We start from the raw sequence: 23,587 nt of genomic DNA on the forward strand, positions 1-23,587 counted from the left end.
CAATTTAACATTATGCAGATAAGTATTTAACTTTTCCAGTAAATTATCCGGTTCCCATTATTCTCTAACAAACCGATCCATCATCTCCATGCACATGCGCCCGTTGTGGTAAGGACATTTCCAGAATCCGGCCTTGTCATCTTCCCGGTTGATACTCCCGTCGGATAAACGGCTCCAGTACCATTCCCCGTTCTCCTTATCTATGATATAGTTCCGGATATATTCCCAAACGCCGTAGGCTTTTTCTTTATAGCGGATATCTCCCGAATTTTCGTATGCATAGATGTACCCGACCACCGCTTCAGCCTGTACCCACCAATGCCGCTCAGCGTCCGTGCAGACCGGGATACGTTTGTCCGGACTGCGGCCGCTCGAAACGGCCAATACGAACTGTTCAACCTTGGAGTGAATCCGGTCCGTTTCATATATCATGCTACCGTCAGCCTGCAACCCTTCGGAAGCGGCGTCCACTATTTTCAACGATAACGTCTTTATCTTTTCCAACAGTTCCCTGTCGCCCAACACCTCTGCAGCTTCAAACAACAGCCACGAAGCCTCTATATCGTGCCCGTAAGATACAGCCGTTGACTTTACGTTCCATTCCTCATCAAAGAACAGGTTCAGATGTCCTGTTTCCCTGTCGAGTATTTTAGTAGTAAAGATATCTATCAGCCGCCGCTGTGCTACGATCAACTCTTCATCTCTCCAAATCCTGAGCAGAGTCGTATAAGGTTCCAGGATATGCAGGTGGGTATTCATCGTCTTTTTCTCATTGGCATCTTTCTCGCTCAGGCGCATATCCCCGATTGGTTGCCAATCCCGTGTATAGGCCTCCAGATATCCACCCGACCGGTTATCATGGCATTTTTCAATCAACCGGAAAAAATCTTTTGCCAGTACCAATGCCTTTGGATCACCCGTTGCACGGTAAAACTCAGAAAAACCATATAGCATAAACCCCTGGGCATAGGCCTGCTTTTTCATATTCACCGGATTTCCCCTATAATCCAGTTCCCAATAAGCTCCCCCCTGTTCTTTGTCGATAAAAAAGGTACAAATATAACCGAATGCCCTTTGGGCAATATCGAGGTATACCGGTTCTTTTAACAAGCGATACGCAGCCGAGAAGGTCCATAAAATCCGGGCATTGAGGATCGCTCCTTTATTCGCTTCGGGATGCAACTGGCCTTTCCCGTCTATCTGCCCGTAAAAGCCACCATACCGGTTATCCTGCATCCGGTCGATCCAGAACGGCAGTATATTCTCTGTCAACTCTTTTTTAAAACCATTCATAGTTGATGTCTTCTCTTTACCAGTTCAGTTGTGATCGCCTTTAACCCCTTCTCAGTTAAAGGATAAAAATAGATAAATATTACCGAAAGAGCAGCACCTACTGCCGGAAAAATACTCATAAACATTTTGATGCCGCTGATGGTCTCCGCATTCTGCACCTGATTGGCTTCAAAACCAAAGTAAGCCAACAACCAGCCGGTCATGGCCGTACCGATAGCCCACCCCAGCTTCTGGCTCATTGAAGAAGAGCTGAATATCAATCCGGTCGCGCGGTTTCCGGTTTTATATTCTGAATAGTCAGCACAATCGGCATACATTGACCATAATAACGGGAAGATACTTCCTGCGCAAATACTGATTAGCGCCTGAAGACTAAATATCAAAGCGAGACCATGACTGCCCAGTCCGTAGAAAACAATACTGAGAACCATAGCAATTGCCATCGCCCCCATATAGGTGTACCGTTTTCCGATCCTGTTACTAACCGGCGCAGCAAGAATCACACCGAGCAAGTTGGCCGCCTGGCCCAGGGCAAGATACAACCCGCTAAGCACGAATGGAATATTCAGGATATTAACCGTTCCGAACAGATCCTCTTCCACATAATATTTAAAGTAATAGATGGTCGCGCCGTCGCGGATGGAGTTGAATATGAGTGCTGAGACACCTGCCCCCAGGAGTATCCACCATGGTCTGTTCCGGAGAAGATCTTTCAGGTCATCTTTCAACGGAGCCTGCTTTTGGCGTATGGGTTTTACCCTCTCCTTTGTAAATGCAAAACAGAGCAGAAACAAAACAGCACAGGCAATAGCGATCACAATGACAGCCATGAACCATCCGTGCTGTTGGTCTTCAATCACTTTGCTGTTACCACTGAAATAGTTGACCATCGGCATAAACAGGAGCAAGGTCACAAAGCTGCCAATATAGGCAAAAGCCATACGGTAGGTAGACAGTACATTCCTATCCTTCGGATCGGGACTCATCACTCCCAGCAGGGATGCATAAGGAACATTAATCCCCGAGTAGACAATCATCATCAGAGAATAGGTAATATAGGCATATATCACCTTATCTGCAGAAGGGAAAGCCGGAGTAAAAAAGGTAAAGACCCCGATTACCGCGAACGGTATGGCCAGAAACAACAGATAGGGTCTGAATTTCCCCCATCGGGTTTCGGTGCGATCGGCTATCACCCCAACTACCGGATCGAAAAGCGAATCCCATACCCGTGTGATCAGGAACATCGTCCCCACTGCCGCCGCCTCCATCCCGAACACATCGGTATAGAAGAAGAGGAGGTACATGCCGAATAATTTCCAGAACATCGACGATGCCGCATCGCCGAATCCATATCCTAATTTCTCCTTGAGTGTTATCATAAATAAGGTATTTTGGCTCCTGGGCCAATGTCATTGTGAATATTTAACCCGCAAACGGGGTCAATCGGATTATCTCGATCTTTCCAAAAACCGTAGATTCTTGTCGATCTGCTTACTCAATGCCTGTACTGACGAAAAAGATGTCAATCCGTCTTCGGGAGTTTGGAAGCAATAATCTACCAACCGATCCAGCGTAGAGGTGGCCACGTGCATCCGCGTGTCGGACGAAGCATAATAGATGAACACCGTTCCATCGTCATCGGCAATCCAGCCGTTGCTAAAAAGCACGTTTGAGACATCACCCACACGCTCTTCACCTTCGGGAGCCATAAAATAGCCGCCCGGAGAGGCAATAAGTTTCGACGGATCTTCCAGCGAAGTCATATACAAATATAATACATATCTCAGACCTGCAGCGCATGCCCTTACACCATGTGCCAGATGCAGCCACCCTTTGGCTGTTTTAATAGGTGCCGGCCCTTCCCCGTTCTTCAGTTCCTTGATGGTATGATAGAAGCGCCGGTCGACAATTTTTTCTTCGGTGATTACCGTCTTCGTCATATCCTCTACCAATGTCCAACCGATACCCAATCCGCTACCTGCACTGATAAAGCCATCCTGCGGACGGGTGTACAGTGCATATTTCCCTTCGACAAATTCAGGGTGAAGCACCACATTGCGTTGCTGGCTTTTCGACTCAACATCTGGTAATCGTTCCCATTTGATCATATCTTTTGTCCGTACTATTCCCGCAGATGCTTTCGCTTTCGAAAGGTCTCCCTCCTCAGCTGTTCCATCAAACCGTTCTGCACAGAATACTCCATATATCCATCCGTCCTCGTGGAGGGTCAATCTCATATCATATACATTGGTCACAGGATCATCATTTTCAGGAATTACTATGGGGTAATCCCAAAAGCGAAAGTTATCGATGCCGTTAGGGCTTTCGGCAATGGCGAAAAAAGATTTCCGGTCGACACCCTCCACACGTGCCACAAGCAGGTAGTTTCCATTCCATTTGATGGCACCTGCATTCATCACGCCATTCATGCCGATCCGCTCCATCAGGAAAGGATTTGCTTCCGGATCCAGATCGTATCGCCAGAATAGCGGCGTATGGGCTGCTGTGAGCACCGGGTTTTTATATCGTTGAAACCAGCCGTTATTACCGGGTAAGGGACTGTTTCTTTTACTAACCAATGTTTCGTAGTCCTCCAGTAACGCTTGCATTCGTTGGTTGAACAGACTCATATCATTCAATCTTTAGGGTTGTATATATAGTGTATATCTTTGCAAAAAAGTGTTTTGGGATGTTGATAAAATGCAATAAAATCTGCTTCTGAAAGATGTCCGGGATAAGGAGCATAAAAATGATCCGGTCGCTCGCGGGCATTGCGCCATACCAGCACATAGGTAACGGGGTATTGATCCAGCACGGGAAAAAGGACGTTTGTCCACCAATCGTGAATAGGGATCGCTTCTAATCCGGTTTCTGTCAGGGCAATCGGTTTATTACGTTTCTCTCCTTCTTCAGTCATAAAAGAGAGTATGGTATGTAAAGTCTGCTGATAGGCCGCTGTACCTTTCTCATTATCCCTGTGATAACAATCCAATCCCAACAAGTCTACATATTCATCTCCGGGATACCGTTCCATGTATATATCACCGGGGCCTTGTGCGTCGGGAGAATAACCGTAAAGCAGATGATTGATCCCCTGTTGATCAAAAAAATCGCGGGTTATATGCCAAAGCTGCTTATACTCATCTACCGTACAGTGTTCTTTACCCCACCAGAACCAACTTCCGGTATGTTCATGCCAGGGCCTGAAAAGGACAGGAATCTTTACTCCGCTATCAGTAGTAAGTGAATTGAAAAAATCGGCTGCACGTTGTAACCACATTAGAAACTTCTCATGCTGCCCTCCTCCCGGAAGGATCGAAGTTACCACCCCGCCGGTAGAGACATCCCATGAGTCTCCTCCGGTTAACGGGTTATCCAAATGCCAGCTTATAGTGATTATTCCACCTCTGTTGTACTGGCGGATGATTTCCTGCCGGATCTTGTCGAAAGAGACATTATCGATATTTTTCTCATTGCCATGCTCAATCCGGCCAATATCAAAGCCCATCACGGCAGGATAATCCCCCACCACACTTTTCACATCGGAACGGCCGCTGTCGCCTTCCCAGATGATACCGTATAACGGATCATCTTGATGACCGAACATGAATCCCTGGGAGGATATTTCTTTCAGGTTTTCCAGAAGATTTTGAGCCTCCGCTGTCAATTCGGTTCCTTGTACTTTATCGGAAATCTTACCTGTACCCGCTTTTGAAGTACAAGAAGCAAAGAAAAGAAAAATGAATATGCTTGTACAAAAAGCCAATGATTTCGCATTCATATGATAAAACTATTTATTTTCAAAGGTATCATATGGAACTCGCTTTTAATCATCATCTTGAGTGTCATGATTTACCTGCTCGTTTCATACAAATGTTATTCTTATTTTAAATCCGGCATCCCATCACGGGTAATGACCTTATCACTATTCAGGAAACTATTCAGGAAAGTTGCCCCGTTATGCTTATCGTCACGGGTATAATTACCGTTCCACGGCATCACCCACGACCAGATATCGCCATATTCGAACATAGCATCCACCGAAGGGATAGATCCACATTCACTTAAAGCCAGTATTTTCCGGCTTTCGAATAATGCTTTGACTCTGTCGAAGTTCACATATTGAGAGCCATGCTGATTTTCTCCGGGATATATATCCATACCGATCACATCCACATAGGCATCACCCGGATACCAATCGACGGCGCTATCCGAAGCATCCGACGTCCAGACCCAAATCAGGTTATTCAGCTGATGATGATCCACAAGCCTGTCGAACATAAGTTTCCACAACGCCTTACAGGGAGCCGCACCTTTAGCACCCCACCAGAACCAACCGCCGGAAGCTTCATGCAACGGGCGCCACAAAACAGGAATATTTTTCTCTTTGAATTGTTTCAGATAACCAGCAATGGCATCGATATCATCTATCATCGCCTTGTATTCATCAGAATTGGGATCCGTGATTTTTGATATATCGAAAGATGTACCTTCCGTATAGAATGCATCGGTCTTTTTCAAGGGATCGCGCCAATGCCACATGATGGAAACAATTCCGTTGTTGTCCCACCAATCCTCCACGTTGGCCGTCATTTCCGTATAATCACCCACCCCCCACGATGTAGTATAATTGATAAGGTCGAAGCATGCCAAAGCGGGCCATTTGCCTGTATTGTCATACATCCACAGGGCTTCTTCGATCCCTGTACTGTAATTGGCCATAGCACCTGAAATCACTTTTTTCCCGAAATTTTCTTTTAAAAAATTATACAGATTCATTGCTTCTTTCGACGGCGATGCCGTTACCAGATCCAGGGATATATTAAATGGAGTGGCTTCAGGAGCAGGATTGATTTCAATATAATCATAGTAAGTCCATCCCCAATTCTTTTTTATGGCAAGCGTATTGGTTCCTTCCCGAAAAAAGATATTCATAGAATTATTTTTCCAACTATAAGTGGCGTCAAAAACAATGGAAGATAGCTTCACATCATTAACCCACAAGTCGTTTTCTTTTCGTTGGTTATCGTTGGCATAACGGAAGAGCACCTCGTATCTCCCCGACTTCGGAACATTCACTTTAAAAACCAGATCACCCTCTTTTTGATTGACATATCCTGAGCCAGAATAGTTCCCAAGTGTATTCTCGATAGCCGCATTACCGGTCAGCGTCGCCTTTTCCGCTTCGTAGCGGCTGTTATCTGAAATGGTGGTGAATGAAAAACGAGCAGCAGCGGCTTTCCCTCCGGAACTATTCCGGACGGCTCCTTCTGGGATCACGATATCATATGTTGTACCGGTTTCCAAGGTGAGGGAAAACAACAATTTCCTGCTATTTGCCGTCACATTCGCCTTTTCATTGTTTACTGTAATCCCATGGTTATCCGCCAGTACTATTTCGGTATCATAGCCCACACTCACTTCCTGGTTTAACGGTACATCCACACTTTTATCATCAGGCCTCGTATAAAGAAATACAGGCGGATCGACCGCATCTTCACCTTTACACGAGGATCCAAAGCATAATACCAATAATAAATAAATATAGAAAAAATTTCTGCTCATGGTCGTTTTTTCTGCTTTAGATGACTTCCCTTTGCCAAATGAGACTACTGCAATGAATACAAAAAGATTGGGAATTAAATAAAAAAGAGGGAATATTCCAGGAAAAAAACTCCCTCTTTTTTGAAACAAGTATTTCCGACGTTTTTATTTAAGTTCGTAACGGATATTATCGATACACAAACCAACGGTGGGGAAAGACACAGAAGCATCTTTATTATAGATAAGACCCCAATCGCCCCCCGTTGAAGTAGGATCGGACAAACCCGGGATATCAGTTAAAGGAATAGTTATTGTCTTCCACTCTCCTTCGGTTGTATACACAGAGCCTTTTTGAAGGTAAGGCATAATATTATATTCCACATTCCCTGCAATCCGTATATTAAGTACATGCCAGCCCGAGGGAACCGGGATATCGTTCTTAAGGCGAATATCCATTTTAAGTACATAATCCGTGATTCCCGAAATGCTCGGATAAGGAGCTTCTATCCAGTTATCAGCGATATACCAATAGCCGGTGATATTCGTACTTGTCGGCATCACCTCGAAGAAATGACCGCTTTCATCTCCGCCTTTCACACCGCATATTCCTCCCCAGTCACATGCATTATTCAGAACATTGTTACCACCTACATCTTCAAAATCGAAAATAATCAATGAAGGATCCGCTATAGGATCAGTCAATCCAATCGACAAAGGATAAGCCACTGAAGGACCCACAGGATTGATCAGGATCAGGTCAACTTTCCCCAATGCAGCCGGAGCATACATCTGTAACGATGTACCGTCCTGGTTGGGTAAAAAGCTGGTGGCCGGTATTATTGTCCCATTCTTATAACGGAATTCTATTTTCGTTACTGTACTTAAATTAATACCTTTTACCGTCACCAAAGCACCCGGTTTTACCGCTTCCGGCATTTCTGTTATCGCTGCCAGTAATGCCGGAGCGATAGTGAGTGATTGCGACGAGGTCACAATGGTTTCGTTTACCGTCTTCAGGTCAACCTTACCACTGGTCGCCGTAAAAGGAGATTGTATGGTAATACTGTTTGGATCAGGGGCAGAAGTCAGAGCCACTGATACAGTACCTTCCCCTGTGCTGAAAATAATTTCACGCACCAGATCCAGGTCTGTTCCGGTAATGGTGATATTATCTCCGGCAGTAATACTTGTGGGTGCGATTGACGATATGGCCGGTACCACATAAGTGATACCCGTTATCGAAAGGTCTTTCGAGGAAGCAGTCACAAATTTGATATGATTGCTTACGGCCGTTTCAGGAACGGTTACGGATAATTTACCGTCTGCATAAGAAAACTCTGCTTCCAGTTCATCGAACCAGACAGCAGTTACCAAATCGAGATCAGTTCCGGTGACGGTAATGTTTTCACCGTTTTTCACCTTCTTATTTTCTATCGCGGCAACGGGCATCTTTAGCGTAAGGCTTGTTTCGCTTACTATTTCGGCACCCGAATAGGCAACCAACATGACCGGACCATCCTGCGCGTCAGCCGGCACAGTTGCGGTAATACTCTTTTTATCCTCGCTTACGGTAAATTTGGATGCGTTTTTTTCACCTCCAAAAATAACTTTTTCTACCAAATCGAAATCAGTACCTGCAATGTTGACATCCGAACCCGCTTTTACCGTAGACGGGGTTACGGATGTAATTACCGGCTCTACGATATCCGCCAGCAGATCTCCTGAATAAACCTCGATAGGGATCTCTTCGCCATTGGCTATCATTATTTCACCCGAGCGCGCTTTAAGCGGTACTTTTACAATGATCTTTTCACGGCTTTGACTGACGAAATCAGTCGAATCAACTGCTACATTCTCCTGAAAAACTACCCGGGCAATCAGATTCAGGTAATCTCCCTTTATCTCGAACTCGTCACCTGCCTTCACTTTCGAAGAGGTTATAGACTCAATGACAATAGGTTCCAAGAAAGTTAGCATTGTTTTCGGTGTGATATCACCTTGCGACGTACGCAGGATCACATAACCGGGTTGCGCGGTCTGTGGAATAATTACCCGTACCTCCGTTTTTTCCTTTTTGGTAAATTCGGTTATCTCGGGAACTCCGGGGATCACCACAGCAGTGGCCTTATCAACATTTGTACCTACAAATCGCAACTCTCCCCCCCGCAAGGCAGGACTGGGGCCGAAGGCTTTGACTGTAATCCCGGTGTCTGTCATCTGATCGGTACTCAGATCATCTCCATTATCACAGGCAGAGACAATAAAAAGGGCACTTACCAATATAAGACACATCATCCCAAATGATGCTATATTAAATCTTTTGTTCATAACTGTATTGTTTTTGAATGGTTATTCACCCGGCACTACACGGACGTTATCTATCAGAATGACAGGATCACAATCGGTACCAACAGCGTCAACCCTACCTCTATTGTAAATATAGATATTCAACGCACCAAAATATGTTGGAATTTTTTCCAGATCCACTCCCGAACCACTTAATCTAAAATCTGCAATTGGAATGGAAACAGTTACCCATCCGTCGGTTATATAAGAACCTCCTGTCTCTTTCCAGGGTATCCATTGCGCACGGGGAACGGAGTCATCCCATAAGGCACTCTCCTGTGAAGCTTGCGGACCGAAGAAAATATTCATAGGCAAGGCACTCCACTCTTGCAATACATTCACTTCAAATTTCAATATAGATGTTGCAGGATCACTGGAGAACAGATTTCCGGTAGGTATACCGTTATCTTCACCCCAGAAGTTACACTGGTAGTTATCACCCGGGCTTATCCATTCACCTGCCAGAAGTTCACCTCTGAATTTCATATAATTACCTGAAATAGCATCAGGTCCGGTCTCAATGAGGTTCGGCCGTCCCCAACCCGGCACAATCGGATAATCGTCGAAATTGAAAAGGATACCCCGGTCATCGTGGAATACGAACTTGGTACGCCCACTATTACCATAAGCTGTCGTCATAGAGATAGTACCCTTCACATCCATTGGAGGGGATTTGAATGTCACCTGTGTTTTCTGTATATCCACAATATCACTCTTTGGCACAGTATAATCACCGATCACAATAGTCAAAGGTACCGTTTGGCTGTCAAAGAAATAATCACCATAGAGAACTACATCTTCTCCTTCGGGTACCTGTTCACATTTAATGCTTGCTACTTCTGGAGCGGGGATTCTTACAATAAAATCATACTCTGCTCTTTCACCTGACTTGAGTACCATCACTATTTTATCGATTACTTCATTTGGTACTTCTCTCGGTACTGTTACCAACAAAGTATTTTTGGTAATATAATTGATGTTGAGCAAAGCTTTTATATCATTGAAATAGAGTTCCTGAATGCTAGTCAGGTTATCACCGACCAGGCAGATCGTTTCTCCCATATACGCACCGACCAATAGAGAATCGGCTTTTTCGATATCGGGCGGACGGACATAATAGATAGTCGGTACTCCGTCTGTCATTTTATACTTCCCCTTATCGTCATCCTCACAGGCAACAAAGAATAGTAAAGTTGCCGAAAACAATAGGAAAACGAATATTTTTTTATAATATATATTGTTTTTCATATGACTAAAATATTTATTTTCAAAGGTGTCATATGGAACTCGCTGTAGTCATGATCTTGTGTGATAATGATTACTGTGCTCGTTTCATATCTGTAATTTATTCGTATGTATACTGACTTAAATCATAATCCACGGGATCTTTTGCCAGATTGGGGTTCATCGCCAAATCGGTAGAGGGGAAGGGCATGGTAAATTTACTTAATGTAAATGGCTTTCCATCGGGCTGTTCAGCATTAATACGGGGAGATGGTTTGCCATTATCATCTTTTGGATAACTGTTCTCACCTCCCTGTCCCCAGGTTTTCCACCCCTCATCCAGATAATAGGTGTTTAATCCCGTATAATTCTTGCGATTTTGGGCATTCAGTCTGGCCAACGCCTCATCAGGTTTATAGTAACTCAGGCGTACAAAGTCGTACCAGAAATCACCTTCGAAAGCCAATTCGAGGCGGCGTTCCTTGAATAAATCGTCAAACGTAATGGATGTTTTTTGGGCAACACCGGCACGTTTCCGTATTTCATTGAATGCATACAAGGCTTCAGGATCTGAAGTAGAAGCGTTATTTCCCAGAATAGCTTCGGCATATACCAGATATACATCCCCCAAACGCAAAATATGGGTAGCCAGATTACTTTTCCTGTCCATCATCGGAATGCCGAATTCTCCAAGATGGTCGGCATTGTTACCTACAATATGTTTTACACAGTTAGCTCCGGTGGAGCTATTGAAGTCTCCCACTACCTTTCCGTAGAATTTTGCAAAATCAAATCCATTCGGGAAACTCACCGGTTGTCCGTCGGCCCCCTCCTTGGTAGGATGATCACGCCAGAAATATTCATATACGTCACCATACATCATCATGGTAGCTTTCCGCCGTCTGTCGGTATTTTGCCGGTTAGGCGAGATGGCTCCCGAAAGGGTTGACCCGTCAAAAATCTCTCCAAATGCTTCCTGTAAGTCGAGCGAGGGTCCACCCCAGCTTCCCCATCCGCTGAATTCACTGAACGCACTGGATACAAGGTCGGCCTGCAGGTCGTTGGACGCTGTCCAATAGGTTTCACCGGCTACCACCCAACGCCATGCGATAAGGCTTTCATCAGAAAGGTTTTTGCTACCCCTGAAAATATCGGCATACACCGGTTCCAGAACCCTCCCGCTTTCGCGTACCACTTTACGTGCATATTCCCTGGCTTTGTCAAGATCATCCTGGTTGCGTGTACCGTTTTGGCCATAACCCGATTTAGCAAGATACACTTTTGCCAGTAAGCCATAGGCAGAATATCTATCGATCCGTCCTGCCTGATGTGACTTTTCCGGTAACCATTCAACGGCTTTTTCCAACGTCATGACAATATAATCATATACATTGTCAATTTTGGCACGGAATAATCCATTGTATTCTCCGGTAGCCAACAGTTCGGTATTATTATGGACAATAGGTACTGCACCATAGATACGAACCATATAAAAATAGGCCATTGCTTTCCACACCAATGCTTCACCTTTGGCGGCATTACGTCCCACTTCGGTAGTACCGGATCCGGCATAAAGGTTAATATTTTCCAGCACGGTATTGGCACGTGCATTCACAGCCCATAAAGATGCGGACATACTTTTCACCTCTTCCATATCTTCGTTGGGAGTAAGCATCCAGAAGCCGTTGCCATCCATAAAGTAATTACCCGACTGGCAATCGCCTACACGAAGCCATCCACGGAAAAAATCGAACCAAGGCACAGTATAGAGTGGATTTACTGCCTGGAAACATTGCTCATCGTTCTGATAAAAATCAGACAATGTATAATTGGCTTTATCGGGACGATTTAAAAAATCCTCGCAGGAGATCATCCCTATTCCGATCGCTACAATAAGTAGCAGTTTATTTATTCTTTGCATATGATTATAAGGTATTATAGCATTAAAACGATAAATTAACCCCAAAAGTGATAATCCTGGGAGCAGGATAGCGCCCTTGATCAAACCCGAATGTATAGCCGGAAGCATCCTGCGGATTTACTCCCACTTCAGGATCATAACCCGAATATTTGGTAAATGTCCATAGGTTCTGGATATTGGCATATACCCGTACATTATCTATCTGTACCTTGCGGAGCATCCTTTGCGGAAGAGTATAACCCAGCACAATATTTTTTACCCGCAGATAAGATCCGTCTTCGATATATCTGGTGCTGATACGTTGATTATTATAAGGTAAACTCTTACCGGCACGTGACATTTTTGTGTCTGGATTCGAAAGTGTCACATTATCGATATCCTCAAACCAATTGTTGATCATTTCTGTCGGACTATAGGGATTTTGTATCGGATACTGTTTATCAGGATCTATAGGGATCAGATTGGCATAATCCATCGCTTTCCTCAACTGATTGTTCCAATATCCCATGCCGGTAAGGTCGCGGCTCAGGGCATTAAATACTTTATTACCATAGCTTCCCTGCACAAACAAGGTGAAGTCTAAATTCTTATAGTTGAGGGTATTAGTCAATCCGTAAGTAAATTTAGGGAGCGGCGAACCTATCCCCGTACGATCATAAGTATTGATTTTACCATCCGGTTTCCCTTCCGGACCGCTGATATCCCTATATTTTATATCGCCTACAAACACGGTAGAATAACGATTATAGCCGTTTTCCGGGATCTCACCCCAGAGATGGTCCTCTATTTCCTGTTTATTCGCATAGACTCCATCTGCTATATAGCCGAAAAACTCATACAACGGTGCGCCTATTCTCGAAATACTAACCACATCACTCCATTGTCCGTACCCCTCTATCCCGGAAGCATCGGTACCCGAAAGCGCGACCAGTTTGTTCTTGTTGAAGGAGATCTGGAAATCGGTATCCCATGTGAAATTACCGGTGAAGTTGCGTGTATTCAATGAGATTTCCAACCCTTTATTATTGATAGTCCCATAGTTACCCATCGGAGCAGTCAATGCAGAGTTGGCATTTCCTCGCGACCCGAAATAGGAAGGTAACTGTAACTGCATCAACATATCATTGGCAGTCTTATCATACATATCTACGACCAGATTAATGCGGTCGTGAAAGAAACCAAGGTCAAGACCCAGATTCCATTGCTCCTGTGTCTCCCATTTCACATAAGGATTGGCAATCTGCGCCTGTTTATATCCTGCGCCTAAACCGGTAGGGAACATCTGAAGGCTTGCTCCCCATAAGCCTCCCCCTATATTGGAGTTACCGGTCTGTCCCCATCCTAAGCGCAGTTTACCGTTACTAATCACATTATTCAGCGAGGCAAAGAAGGCCTCATTCGAAAAGCGCCATGAACCGGCTACCGAATGGAACCCCGCCCAACGGTTTTTCGGGCCGAAATTGGAAGAACCATCATAGCGATAAGTATAAGTTACCAGATAGCGGTCATCATAATTATAAGTCTCACGCGTAAAGAAAGAGGCCATTGCCCCATCCCCCATTCCGTCGGCTATCTGGTAGGTATCCTGATCACCTAGCTGGGGGTTGCGTATCTCATTCCCGGGTAAATTTTCTGCTCCTATCCGCTGCCACTCCCATGATGATTCCCACATTTCCTGGCCTACCATCGCAGTAAACGAATGTTTGTCTATCCGTCCGTTATAAGTCAGATAGTTCTTAAGCTGCCAATACATATTATTATTACGCTGCCAGGTTAACCTGTTGATCGGACGTTGTACCAGAGACCCGAAATTGTAGGTCGGCTGCCACTGTTCGGAACGGGAATTGCTGATATCATAACCTAATTCTGTGTGCCATGTCAAATCTTTCAAAGGAGTTATATCCATAAAGATGTTCCCATTCAGCTTCTGGCGGTCCAGCAGATTCTTATCTAACTCAGCTATAGCAATCGGATTGATACGACTATAACCCTCTTTCACAGTAGATGCATAGTTTCCATAAGCATCATAGATAGGTATATCGGGAGGCGAAAGGAGAGAATAGGTCAAGACTCCTTCGGTACCTTCAGCACGCCCCAATCGTTCGCTTGTTTTCGAATACATGGTATTCAGACCTAACTTCATCCACGGTTTTAGGTTGGCATCCAGATTCACCCTGAACGAATAACGGTTGAAGTCTGTACCTACAATCGTACCTTCCTGATCCATAAAAGAGCCGGACACATAATACTGTACGGCGTCCACACCTCCCTGTGCAGAAATAGTATGCTGGGTCATCAAGGCCTGACGGAAGATCGCATCCTGCCAATCAGTACCTTTTCCTAACAGGGAGGGATCACGGTACTCGGGAGTCCCGTCGGTTCCTCCCGTTGTTGCAGCAATAGAGTTATTGTAAATCGCATACTCCCGAAGGTTCATCATATCCAGGCGACGGGCCTGGTCTTGCAGACCGAACATGCCTTCATAAGTAAACTTTGCTTTTCCTGATTGTCCCCGTTTGGTTGTGATCAGGACAACACCGTTAGCGCCCTGTGCTCCATAGATAGCTGTTGCTGAGGCATCCTTCAATATCTCCATGGAGACAATATCGGAAGGGTTTAACGTGGATAGCGGAGAGATGGCTCCTCTACCATTACCCAGGTTCAATCCCAGACTGAGACCGGTAGTACTTCCACCCTGGAAGATAACTCCATCGACCACATACAAAGGTTCAGCCCCTGCATTAATGGTAGCCTGTCCGCGGATACGGATAGATACCGCCGAACCCGGAGCACCGGAAGTCATCACCGATGTAACACCCGCCGCACGTCCCTGCAGTGCCTGATCCAGATTAGTGACGATAGAACTTTTTATCTTCTCTTCACTCACAGATACGGATGCCCCGGAGAGGTCACTCTTTCTCATGGTTCCGTATCCCACCACTACAACTTCTTCCAACATTTCGGCATCCTCTTCCATGGTAATATTCAGGCTGGAACGGTTACCAACATTGACTTCAAGTGCTTTATAACCAATACTGGATAAGACCAATACCGGATTTTGCGTGGTCACATTCAAGGAAAAGTTGCCATCAATATCGGTAACTGTACCGTTTAAGGTTCCTTTTTCCATAATATTCACACCGATCATCGCAGAATTATCCCTACTGTCTGTCACAGTCCCGGTTATCCTGCGCTGCTGTGCCATTAACGAAATGCTCATAATGAGAGCTGTACACAACATAACAATGTTTTTCATACAATGATGATTATTACAAAAATTAATAAAATATTATATTTATAATACAAAAATAGAGTGAGGGTCGGTTAAATTCAAGTATTATCTTATCTGATTATGATACTTTTTGAATCAAGTAAGGGTAAATCATATTGTTATCGAGTAGTAAGATCTAAATAATGCGTTTCATTTTCCGGTAGTTTTCCCGGAATTCTTTTGGCGAGCAGCCTTTTCTTTTCTTGAAAATACGATTAAAATTCGATAAATTATTAAAACCGCATTCATAGCAGATTTCGGCAATGGTATTAGAGGTGTCCACCAAAAGTCTTGATGCATACCCCAGGCGGATATCGATAATGTAATCGGAGACAGTTTTTCCGGATCTAAGTTTAAAAAAGCGGCTCAATGCCACAGGTGTCATCCCTATGATACCTGCAAGGTCTTCCAGCCGTATTTCCTCTTTATAATGGTTATTGATGTATTCATGGATTTTCCGTACGCGTCGGCTATCGGAATTTCCATCGATATGTGCAAACGAAGTACTGGCCAGGGAGCGATAGTTATCACAGAGAGACAGGTCATACAGAATGGTGAGTAGTTTTATCACTGCGTGGAATCCCGATTTCTCAGCAGAAAGGGTATCGAGCATGGGATAAATTTTCATAATGGTCTCCATCGGAAAGTTAATCCCTTTTTGCGCGTTGTTTAGCATCTTTCTGATACTATCGAACTGGTTCTTATGGATAAAATTCCCGAAAAAAAGATCTTTGGAGAACTGAATAGTAATCTCCCTGATATGCCTGGAGGTACATTGGTGCTGTTCCCAGACATGCTCAAGATCCTCACCGGCTATAAGGGTAAGGTCGTACTTGCCGATAATTTCGACAGAATCTCCCACAATACGCCTTACTCCCTCGGCATTTTCAATATAATTGATCTCGAACTCACTATGGGAATGCAAAGGATAGGTGAACTCCGATTTCCTCCGGTCAGCAATATAAAAGCAATCCTTATCCGATAAAGGAGTAATTTCATGTATGATATATCTGCTATCCGGAGTGGCCATCGACACTTAACCATTAAGATCCCATAATAATTTTATAAAGATAATACTAATCGAACATTCTTTTGAATTTATCGAATACTTTTCTACGTTCCGTCTTAGACGGGATAAAGTTCTCCGACTTATCCATCTCCTCAAGCCATTTGCGTTCCTTGTCGCTCAAATTCTCCGGAACATATACGTTCACATTGACCAATTCATCGCCTTTGCCGAATCCATTTACAGAAGGAAGGCCCTTATTGCGCAAACGTAATACCTTGCCCGGTTGCGTGCCCGGTTCTATCTTCACTTTTGCGACGCCGTCGATGGTAGGCACTTCCACCGTTCCGCCAAGGGCAGCCATAGGAAAACTGAGGAACAGATTATATATCACATCGTTCTCGTCACGGATCAGGTTCGGATCCTGTTCCTCTTCCACAACGATCAACAGGTCACCGTTGATTCCTCCTCTGCGGGCAGCATTCCCTTTTCCTGACATGGACAGTTGCATTCCTTCGGCAACACCTGCAGGTATCCTGATTGAGAGTATCTCCTCATCACGTACGATCCCCTCGCCGTTGCAATAGGAACATTTTTTTGTAATAGTCGTACCTTCACCGTTACAGGTAGGACAGGTGGAAGAAGTCTGCATCTGGCCAAGGATAGTGTTTGTCACACGTGTCACTACGCCCGAACCGTTACATGTACTACAGGTAGAAGTCGAATTCCCGTTTTCGGATCCGTTACCGCTACAATGGGAACAGGAGACATATTTCTTCACCTTGATCTTTTTCTCCACACCATTAAGGATCTCTTTCAGGTTCAGTTTCACCTTTACCCGCAGATCGGATCCTCTGTTCACTCTCCTTCCCCGTTGGGAACCCCCGAAGCCGCCAAAACCACCGAAACCGCCAAAATGGCCGCCAAAGATATCTCCGAATTGAGAGAAGATATCCTCCATCGACATGCCTCCGCCGCCAAAACCACCCGAAGCAGCTCCACCCACGCCGGCATGACCGAACTGGTCATACCTGACACGCTTCTGCTCATCGCTCAACACCTCATATGCTTCTGCAGCCTCTTTAAATTTTTCTTCCGCCTCTTTATCACCCGGATTTTTATCGGGGTGATACTGAATGGCTTTTTTACGGTAGGCTTTCTTTATCTCGTCGGCAGTAGCAGTCTTGGATACTCCCAATACTTCATAATAATCTCTTTTTGCTGCCATCTTATTCTCCCACAATTACTTTCGGAAATCGGATAATTTTATCGTTCAACCGGTATCCTTTCTGGATACAATCCACCACCATTCCTTTCTGCGACGCTTCCGGCGCCGGAATGGTTGTAACGGCCTCAAAACTGTCGGCATCGAACGGCTGTCCGATGGTTTCAATCTCACTCACTCCATGTTGTTTCAGGAAAGCGACAAATTTCATATAGATAAGATCCATCCCTTCCAGCATGGCCTCCCTATCCTCCGTCTTATGCAATGATTCAAGGGCACGTTCGAAATCGTCTACCAGCATGATGATATCGAGCAAGACCCGTTCCCCTCCACTTTTGATAAGGTCGGCCTTTTCCTTCAGCGTACGCTTGCGAAAGTTATCGAATTCAGCGTGCAGGCGAAGATAACTATCATTCAGATCATCGTATTTCTGCTGAAAATCATCCTCTTCCGTTTCAGGGCGGTCTACCGTATCTTCAGCTGCATCCACCTCCCCGGCATCATCTGTCATTTTGTCTCCGGCTTCACCGTGTATAGTCTCTTCCCAATCATGGAATTCCTTTTCGTTGAACTCTTCGGGATCTTTATTCGATTGATTGTTATTACCCATATAGTTGTTTTATTTGATTTCGTTCATATAATTAAAAGTGACAACTTAAGTACCCGGACACTTAGGCACCCAGGTACCCAGACACTTTCTCACCTTTCCACTTCTAACACTGCAAATAGTTTGCCAAAAATAAAAAAATGAAGTATTTACCGATCTCAAAGAAAAAGTTCACACCATTCATCAAACACTTCCACGTCATGCGAATCGTGATTGGCAAGGCTCTGCCTGATCTTTTTCAACGGCTTCTCCTTCCCCAACTGTGATTTCGAAAAAAACTTATCGGCAAAGCAAATAATTTTCTCCTCCAGGCTCTGCGGGCGCATATCCCTGTAAGGAACCGGTAATTTCCGGTTGATAATGGTTTCCAGACTCAATCCGGTACCCGTATGCCTTTCGCACACTAATCCATGCCTGGCCCAACCCTCTTTTGTAAGCAGCTCACGTCCCAGATAACCATGACAAATATAGGGATAACTGCCTTCGCAGGCAATATGTGGTGCCTTTGTCAGGAAGATACCAATATCATGAAGCATACCTGCCTCCTCAATAAACCGGACATCTACTGCCAATTCCGGATGCTTTTGGACAATCGAAAGGGACTTATTTGTCACATCCGTCACATGAGACATATAAATATCATAGAGTTTTGTTCCCTTTTTATAATATTTGTCGATAATTGTCTGTATATCCATAAATAAGCCAACAAATTCCCGATTCAATTCTTTTTTGAAAAATCGGAATCGGAATATGCATACTTCTATTACAAAAGTAATATAAAAAATAGATGAGATGATAAGAGATCATAACATTTATCCGGGTTCCTCCCGGTAAAAGGGAGAAAAACCCGGATAAAACAGATATATTCCCGACAAATAGCCGGGAGTATGATAAGCCTACAAATTCCCGAACCGGAAACCAACGTTGATGGTACGCGGCTGCGAAGGGCCGTAAATATAAGCGGCATCACGGTACATTCCCCTGTCATAGTCGTTTTGTATCTGATTGAAGACATTCTTTACACCGGCAAAGAACTCCAACGTCGTTTCTTTACCCAAGTGGAAATCATAGGAGAGTAACAGGTCCGCCACGAGAAAACTGCGGGTTCTCTCTAGCCTCTCGCCTTCGATGATGTAACCATTGTTGATAGCAGTCTCGACTCTCTCCCGTTCAGCGCCCTCAAAATCATCGGCAGAAAGGCCGAAATGCGGCACATCCATTGGGCCGGTATAGTTTAGCGAGAAGGATGCATTGAGGTGATGTGTCGGTTTCCAGATAAAAGTCGCATAACCATACTGGTTGGGAGTTCTCATAAAATTTCGTGAGACACTTTCGTCCTCTTCACCCCAGGCTTGTGCTGTTTTATAGCGGCTGGTCTGGAAAGTAAATCCGAGCTGCGTTTCTATTTGAGTAGAAAAAAGCGACTTCAATTCGAGATTGATCCCGGAAACATAAGCGCCATCTTCGGCATTCACCCGCTCGTAGTAAAAACCACGTGACTCATCATCCTCATCAATCAGCGCATACTCATTGGCGAACGGGTCATTCAACAGCGTATAAAATCCTTCTGCCAGAAAATCGTGATAGGTACCTCCCCAATCGAATACCGAGTTGAAAGAGGCAGTAAAAGCATTGGAGGTTTCTTGTTTCAAGTCGGGGGAGTTACGCGTTTCCACCCGTGTTGCGTTCACCAGGTCGATATGAAGGTCTTCATTGAATATCTGTGGAGCACGATAACCTCTGGCGTACCCTACCCGGAAACGCAAATCGGGTGTCAGCTTATAGAGCAAGCCTACACGAGGTACCAAAACTCCACCCTTGGGGTCATCGCTTACGCTTTCCGTATCTTTGATCCGATAGTAGTCATAACGAAGACCCAGAGAAAGGTTTACCTTCTCCGATTTCCAATCCTGCTGCACGAAAGTTCCCAACGTATTCACAGTCTGGTCGGCGAGTGTGGTGTTCTTCTCTCCTTCTGCGCCCAACTTCACATCATGAAGATTATCGTTGGTATTATCGATCCCGAAGACAGTAGTTGAGGGCGCAAACAAAAACCAGTCGCTGTTCAGGTTGTACTGGGCCCCTACCGAAGAAGTCAGCCCTTTTGTATCTCCATAAGCGTTAGGATCCTGCTCTGCTCCATAATAGGAGCCACGGGCAACATGTTGTGCCGACACATACAGGTTTAGTTTGTCATACTTGTTATTGGTAAAAAGATCATAAGAGAGGCTTCCTCCCGAGATAAGGTGTTCGAGTTGCTCTGCTACATCTGCCTCATGAGGGAGATGGTCAAGCATATTACCACCCCGGCGGTATTCGCTGATCCGGTAGCCGTCGAGAGAGATCTTACTCTTGCTGCTTGGTTTATGGAATGCGTTGAACCCAAACGTTGTGTTTTCCATCTCCACCATTTCGCTGAAGCCGTCACCATTGGCATCATACGCCCCGCGGTTACGCAACATGGTGTATATATAGCCTCCCGTTTTCCGGTCGTCGCTGATTACAGATGCGTTGACGTTCAACTGCGCGTCTGCCTTCGTATTAGAGCCTTCACGCCCACCCACGTTGATCGCTCCGAGTCGGCTTTCAACACTGAATGAGTTCCTGGCCGGTTCCCTCGTGATGATGTTGACCGTTCCGGCAATAGCATTCCCCCCGAAGAGGGCCGATCCGCCGCCGCGCACCACTTCCATCCGCTCCACCATATTGGTAGGGATCAGTTCCAGCCCATATACACCGGCCAGCCCGCTGAATACCGGGCGGCTGTTCAATAGTATCTGGGTGTAGGGACCCTCCAACCCGTTCATCCTCAGCTGGGTGAAACCGCAATTCTGACAGTTGGTCTCCGTGCGAAGTCCCGGAGTAAAAGAGAGTCCCTCGGCGATATTCACCGATTGGGTACGCACCATTAACTCCGGAGAGATAGACGAGACAACAACCGGTGCTTCGGCACGGTTAGTCTGGTTACGGTCGGCGGTAACCACAACAGTTTCCAATTGCAGGCGATCCTCTTCAATCACAAATTTGATCTCCTCGGTAGTGTTGGCTTTGGTAGTTACTTTCCGGGTTACGCTCTTGTAGCCGATTCCGCTGACGCGTACGGTCAATTCCCCTATCGGCAGGTCTATTAACTGGAAGTGCCCGGTAGCATCGGTCGAAGTACCGATGGTCGTTCCATCTATCGATACAGTCACATAGGGAACATGTTCCCCTCCGCACTGTACATCACCTACGATATTGGCATCTGTGCCTGCATGTGCTTGTGGCTTTCCCGCAACCACAATTATAAAAAGGATTATTGTAATTAATATAATTTTTTTCATATGATCAAAATATTTATTTTTTATTTCACACAATGTTTATTGTATGTTGTCTTTTAAAATAAAGTGTAAACCTGTCCGCATTATGCCATAGAGAGAACTAATAATCGAGTAGCAAGTGACTCAAATAGTCCCAACTATGGAAATAGCAGAATAAATTAAGAAAGTCTGAAAGAAATAGTCTAATTTTAATGAACCACGTCGACTGATAACCGAAAATCAACATAGTTAAATATAAAGAACCAAAGATAAGGGATGTTTGAGTTTCATCGCAAATGATAAACACAAAGCCATATCATGTGTGTAGTGCAAAACAAGCCTTTCCCGTAGCTTAGAAAACACAAGCCTGACACGGCCAATGACCGTTTCTGATGAAAAAAAGAAAATTTACAAAGGCTGTAAATCCATCCCAAATAGAGTGGGTGGGGAACGTCCTCTTGATTTTGCAAAGTATTTAAGATGTAGTGACGGGTAAATAGAAGAGAAAACCCTTTTGTAGCCAATTCTGAGGACAGTAGCGGACAGCGTAATTAAAACAAAGAACAGAAACTGAAGTTGAGCCAAAACAAACAGTTCCGGTGCCGTATGATGGTGTGTTTTAATAGGGGCAGGATCCTGGCTCTTTTTATACGGGTGAGCATGTAAGATGACTTGTCCGTCGGGCAACCGGTGGGCATGCAAAAAAACAGCATTATTCAGGATAAACAGACCGAGCACCACGATTAACAACCGGGCGATCTGTTTTGATATGCTATTTCTGAATGTCAATTTCATCTTGTTTCACCACTCATGAATTGCAAAAGTACAAATTTAGACTAATCTAACAAATTTTTCCGTCCGAGAAGAACATTTCTTTTTTGTTTCGTTATAGCGAGTGGGCATTACAACGGCACGACGTACTTTTTCATTGCCATATCCTGGAACGATTTGGGTACTGCCGATTTCACTTCGTCGGTGATAATACCGATCATTCGTTCGCGCAGGAACTCCTGACGGGTGATCAGGCTGATCTCACGTACCGGAGTGGAATTTTTGAAAGGACGTACATTCTTTTTCTGCCTCTCACTCATATTGGCAAGTGCCATCTCCGGAATAACCGTAAGCCCTTCATTCTGATCCACAATATTGATTAATGTATCAATACTGCCGGCTTCATAGGAAAAGATGGAATTGTTGGAGCCACGTTTTTTCTTCAGATTGCACAAATGCAATATCTGGGTTCTGAAACAGTGTACTTCATCCAATAACCAGAGTGCGGAGGAATTCAGGTCGCTTTCATCGAGTGCCGTTTTGGCAAACAACGCTTTCTCCAACGGAGAAACATAAGCGAAAAACCGCTCATAATAGATCGGATATTCCTTGATGGAAGGTTCTTTCAGGGGTGTAGCCAGAATACCTCCATCCAATGAGTCATTGGAAAGTCCTTTCAGTATCTGATCCGTAGTCAGTTCAGAGATAACGATGCGGACATCATACTTGTTCTCACGATGGACTTGCATCAGTTTCGGCAAAAGATAAGGTGATACAGTAGGAATAATACCCAAACGGAAGACACCCTTCACAATTCCCCTTTCCTCCTGGATAATCTCCTTGATCTGACTTACCTGGGCTACCGCAATACGAGCCTGGTTAATAATCCGTGCACCTATATCGGTCGGCTGTACCGGAAGTTGGGAGCGATCGAATATTTTCACTCCCAATTCCTCCTCCAGTTTCTGGATCATCATGCTCAATGTAGGCTGAGTCACAAAAGAGGCTTCAGCAGCTTTGGAAAAATGGCGGTAATTATCTACCGCGATAATATATTCTAATTGTTGGATGTTCATC

At 44.8% G+C, this 23,587-nt stretch carries 16 protein-coding genes; all 16 read right to left on the bottom strand.

Going from position 1 to position 23,587, the window contains the following annotated elements:
- Positions 1-57: 57 nt before the first annotated feature.
- Entirely contained in the window at positions 58-1,293 is a 1,236-nt protein-coding gene (locus PSM36_RS15235) for an AGE family epimerase/isomerase (protein ID WP_076931635.1), read from the bottom strand.
- Positions 1,290-2,675 carry an MFS transporter gene (locus PSM36_RS15240; RefSeq protein ID WP_045090506.1) on the bottom strand — a complete coding sequence of 462 codons (1,386 nt, stop codon included), beginning with the start codon at positions 2,673-2,675 and terminating at the stop codon, positions 1,290-1,292. The genes PSM36_RS15235 and PSM36_RS15240 overlap by 4 nt, the downstream gene beginning before the upstream one ends.
- Before the next feature lie 69 nt (positions 2,676-2,744).
- Positions 2,745-3,926 (bottom strand): glycoside hydrolase family 130 protein, encoded by a 1,182-nt coding sequence (locus PSM36_RS15245; protein ID WP_076932316.1) that lies wholly within the window; start codon positions 3,924-3,926, stop codon positions 2,745-2,747.
- 5 nt (positions 3,927-3,931) lie between these two features.
- Positions 3,932-5,077 carry a glycoside hydrolase family 26 protein gene (locus tag PSM36_RS15250; protein ID WP_076931636.1) on the bottom strand — a complete coding sequence of 382 codons (1,146 nt, stop codon included), beginning with the start codon at positions 5,075-5,077 and terminating at the stop codon, positions 3,932-3,934.
- Positions 5,078-5,178: 101 nt separating this feature from the next.
- Entirely contained in the window at positions 5,179-6,861 is a 1,683-nt protein-coding gene (locus PSM36_RS15255) for a glycosyl hydrolase (RefSeq protein ID WP_076931637.1), read from the bottom strand.
- A 144-nt stretch (positions 6,862-7,005) separates the two neighbouring features.
- Entirely contained in the window at positions 7,006-9,168 is a 2,163-nt protein-coding gene (locus PSM36_RS15260) for a glycan-binding surface protein (protein ID WP_076931638.1), read from the bottom strand.
- A gap of 21 nt (positions 9,169-9,189) precedes the next feature.
- A complete protein-coding gene (locus PSM36_RS15265) occupies positions 9,190-10,434 on the bottom strand; it encodes a glycan-binding surface protein (protein WP_076931639.1) in 1,245 nt (414 codons plus the stop codon).
- A 97-nt stretch (positions 10,435-10,531) separates the two neighbouring features.
- Positions 10,532-12,331 carry a RagB/SusD family nutrient uptake outer membrane protein gene (locus PSM36_RS15270; RefSeq protein ID WP_076931640.1) on the bottom strand — a complete coding sequence of 600 codons (1,800 nt, stop codon included), beginning with the start codon at positions 12,329-12,331 and terminating at the stop codon, positions 10,532-10,534.
- 22 nt (positions 12,332-12,353) lie between these two features.
- Positions 12,354-15,587 carry a SusC/RagA family TonB-linked outer membrane protein gene (locus PSM36_RS15275; protein WP_076931641.1) on the bottom strand — a complete coding sequence of 1,078 codons (3,234 nt, stop codon included), beginning with the start codon at positions 15,585-15,587 and terminating at the stop codon, positions 12,354-12,356.
- A 151-nt stretch (positions 15,588-15,738) separates the two neighbouring features.
- On the bottom strand, positions 15,739-16,632 hold the full coding sequence (locus PSM36_RS15280) for an AraC family transcriptional regulator (protein ID WP_076931642.1): 894 nt from the start codon (positions 16,630-16,632) through the stop codon (positions 15,739-15,741).
- Between the two features lie 46 nt (positions 16,633-16,678).
- Positions 16,679-17,836 carry a molecular chaperone DnaJ gene (gene dnaJ / locus PSM36_RS15285; protein WP_076931643.1) on the bottom strand — a complete coding sequence of 386 codons (1,158 nt, stop codon included), beginning with the start codon at positions 17,834-17,836 and terminating at the stop codon, positions 16,679-16,681.
- Between the two features lies 1 nt (position 17,837).
- Positions 17,838-18,443 carry a nucleotide exchange factor GrpE gene (locus tag PSM36_RS15290; protein ID WP_076931644.1) on the bottom strand — a complete coding sequence of 202 codons (606 nt, stop codon included), beginning with the start codon at positions 18,441-18,443 and terminating at the stop codon, positions 17,838-17,840.
- A 155-nt stretch (positions 18,444-18,598) separates the two neighbouring features.
- Positions 18,599-19,135 (bottom strand): HD domain-containing protein, encoded by a 537-nt coding sequence (locus PSM36_RS15295; RefSeq protein ID WP_076931645.1) that lies wholly within the window; start codon positions 19,133-19,135, stop codon positions 18,599-18,601.
- Between the two features lie 201 nt (positions 19,136-19,336).
- Positions 19,337-21,763 carry a TonB-dependent receptor gene (locus PSM36_RS15300; RefSeq protein ID WP_076931646.1) on the bottom strand — a complete coding sequence of 809 codons (2,427 nt, stop codon included), beginning with the start codon at positions 21,761-21,763 and terminating at the stop codon, positions 19,337-19,339.
- Positions 21,764-22,147: 384 nt separating this feature from the next.
- A complete protein-coding gene (locus tag PSM36_RS15305; protein ID WP_076931647.1) occupies positions 22,148-22,534 on the bottom strand; it encodes a hypothetical protein in 387 nt (128 codons plus the stop codon).
- Between the two features lie 107 nt (positions 22,535-22,641).
- Positions 22,642-23,586 (bottom strand): hydrogen peroxide-inducible genes activator, encoded by a 945-nt coding sequence (locus PSM36_RS15310; protein WP_076931648.1) that lies wholly within the window; start codon positions 23,584-23,586, stop codon positions 22,642-22,644.
- Position 23,587 lies beyond the last annotated feature (1 nt).

The sequence above is a fragment of the Proteiniphilum saccharofermentans genome (genome assembly GCF_900095135.1).
Taxonomy (GTDB): Bacteria; Bacteroidota; Bacteroidia; order Bacteroidales; family Dysgonomonadaceae; genus Proteiniphilum; species Proteiniphilum saccharofermentans.

Excerpts from the sequence above, each read along its gene's own strand:
- PSM36_RS15235 (WP_076931635.1), bottom strand. The coding sequence starts at position 1,293 with ATGAATGGTTTTAAAAAAGAGTTGACAGAGAATATACTGCCGTTCTGG.
- PSM36_RS15240 (WP_045090506.1), bottom strand. The coding sequence starts at position 2,675 with ATGATAACACTCAAGGAGAAATTAGGATATGGATTCGGCGATGCGGCA.
- PSM36_RS15245 (WP_076932316.1), bottom strand. The coding sequence starts at position 3,926 with ATGAGTCTGTTCAACCAACGAATGCAAGCGTTACTGGAGGACTACGAA.
- PSM36_RS15250 (WP_076931636.1), bottom strand. The coding sequence starts at position 5,077 with ATGAATGCGAAATCATTGGCTTTTTGTACAAGCATATTCATTTTTCTT.
- PSM36_RS15255 (WP_076931637.1), bottom strand. The coding sequence starts at position 6,861 with ATGAGCAGAAATTTTTTCTATATTTATTTATTATTGGTATTATGCTTT.
- PSM36_RS15260 (WP_076931638.1), bottom strand. The coding sequence starts at position 9,168 with ATGAACAAAAGATTTAATATAGCATCATTTGGGATGATGTGTCTTATA.
- PSM36_RS15265 (WP_076931639.1), bottom strand. The coding sequence starts at position 10,434 with ATGAAAAACAATATATATTATAAAAAAATATTCGTTTTCCTATTGTTT.
- PSM36_RS15270 (WP_076931640.1), bottom strand. The coding sequence starts at position 12,331 with ATGCAAAGAATAAATAAACTGCTACTTATTGTAGCGATCGGAATAGGG.
- PSM36_RS15275 (WP_076931641.1), bottom strand. The coding sequence starts at position 15,587 with ATGAAAAACATTGTTATGTTGTGTACAGCTCTCATTATGAGCATTTCG.
- PSM36_RS15280 (WP_076931642.1), bottom strand. The coding sequence starts at position 16,632 with ATGGCCACTCCGGATAGCAGATATATCATACATGAAATTACTCCTTTA.
- dnaJ (WP_076931643.1), bottom strand. The coding sequence starts at position 17,836 with ATGGCAGCAAAAAGAGATTATTATGAAGTATTGGGAGTATCCAAGACT.
- PSM36_RS15290 (WP_076931644.1), bottom strand. The coding sequence starts at position 18,443 with ATGGGTAATAACAATCAATCGAATAAAGATCCCGAAGAGTTCAACGAA.
- PSM36_RS15295 (WP_076931645.1), bottom strand. The coding sequence starts at position 19,135 with ATGGATATACAGACAATTATCGACAAATATTATAAAAAGGGAACAAAA.
- PSM36_RS15300 (WP_076931646.1), bottom strand. The coding sequence starts at position 21,763 with ATGAAAAAAATTATATTAATTACAATAATCCTTTTTATAATTGTGGTT.
- PSM36_RS15305 (WP_076931647.1), bottom strand. The coding sequence starts at position 22,534 with ATGAAATTGACATTCAGAAATAGCATATCAAAACAGATCGCCCGGTTG.
- PSM36_RS15310 (WP_076931648.1), bottom strand. The coding sequence starts at position 23,586 with ATGAACATCCAACAATTAGAATATATTATCGCGGTAGATAATTACCGC.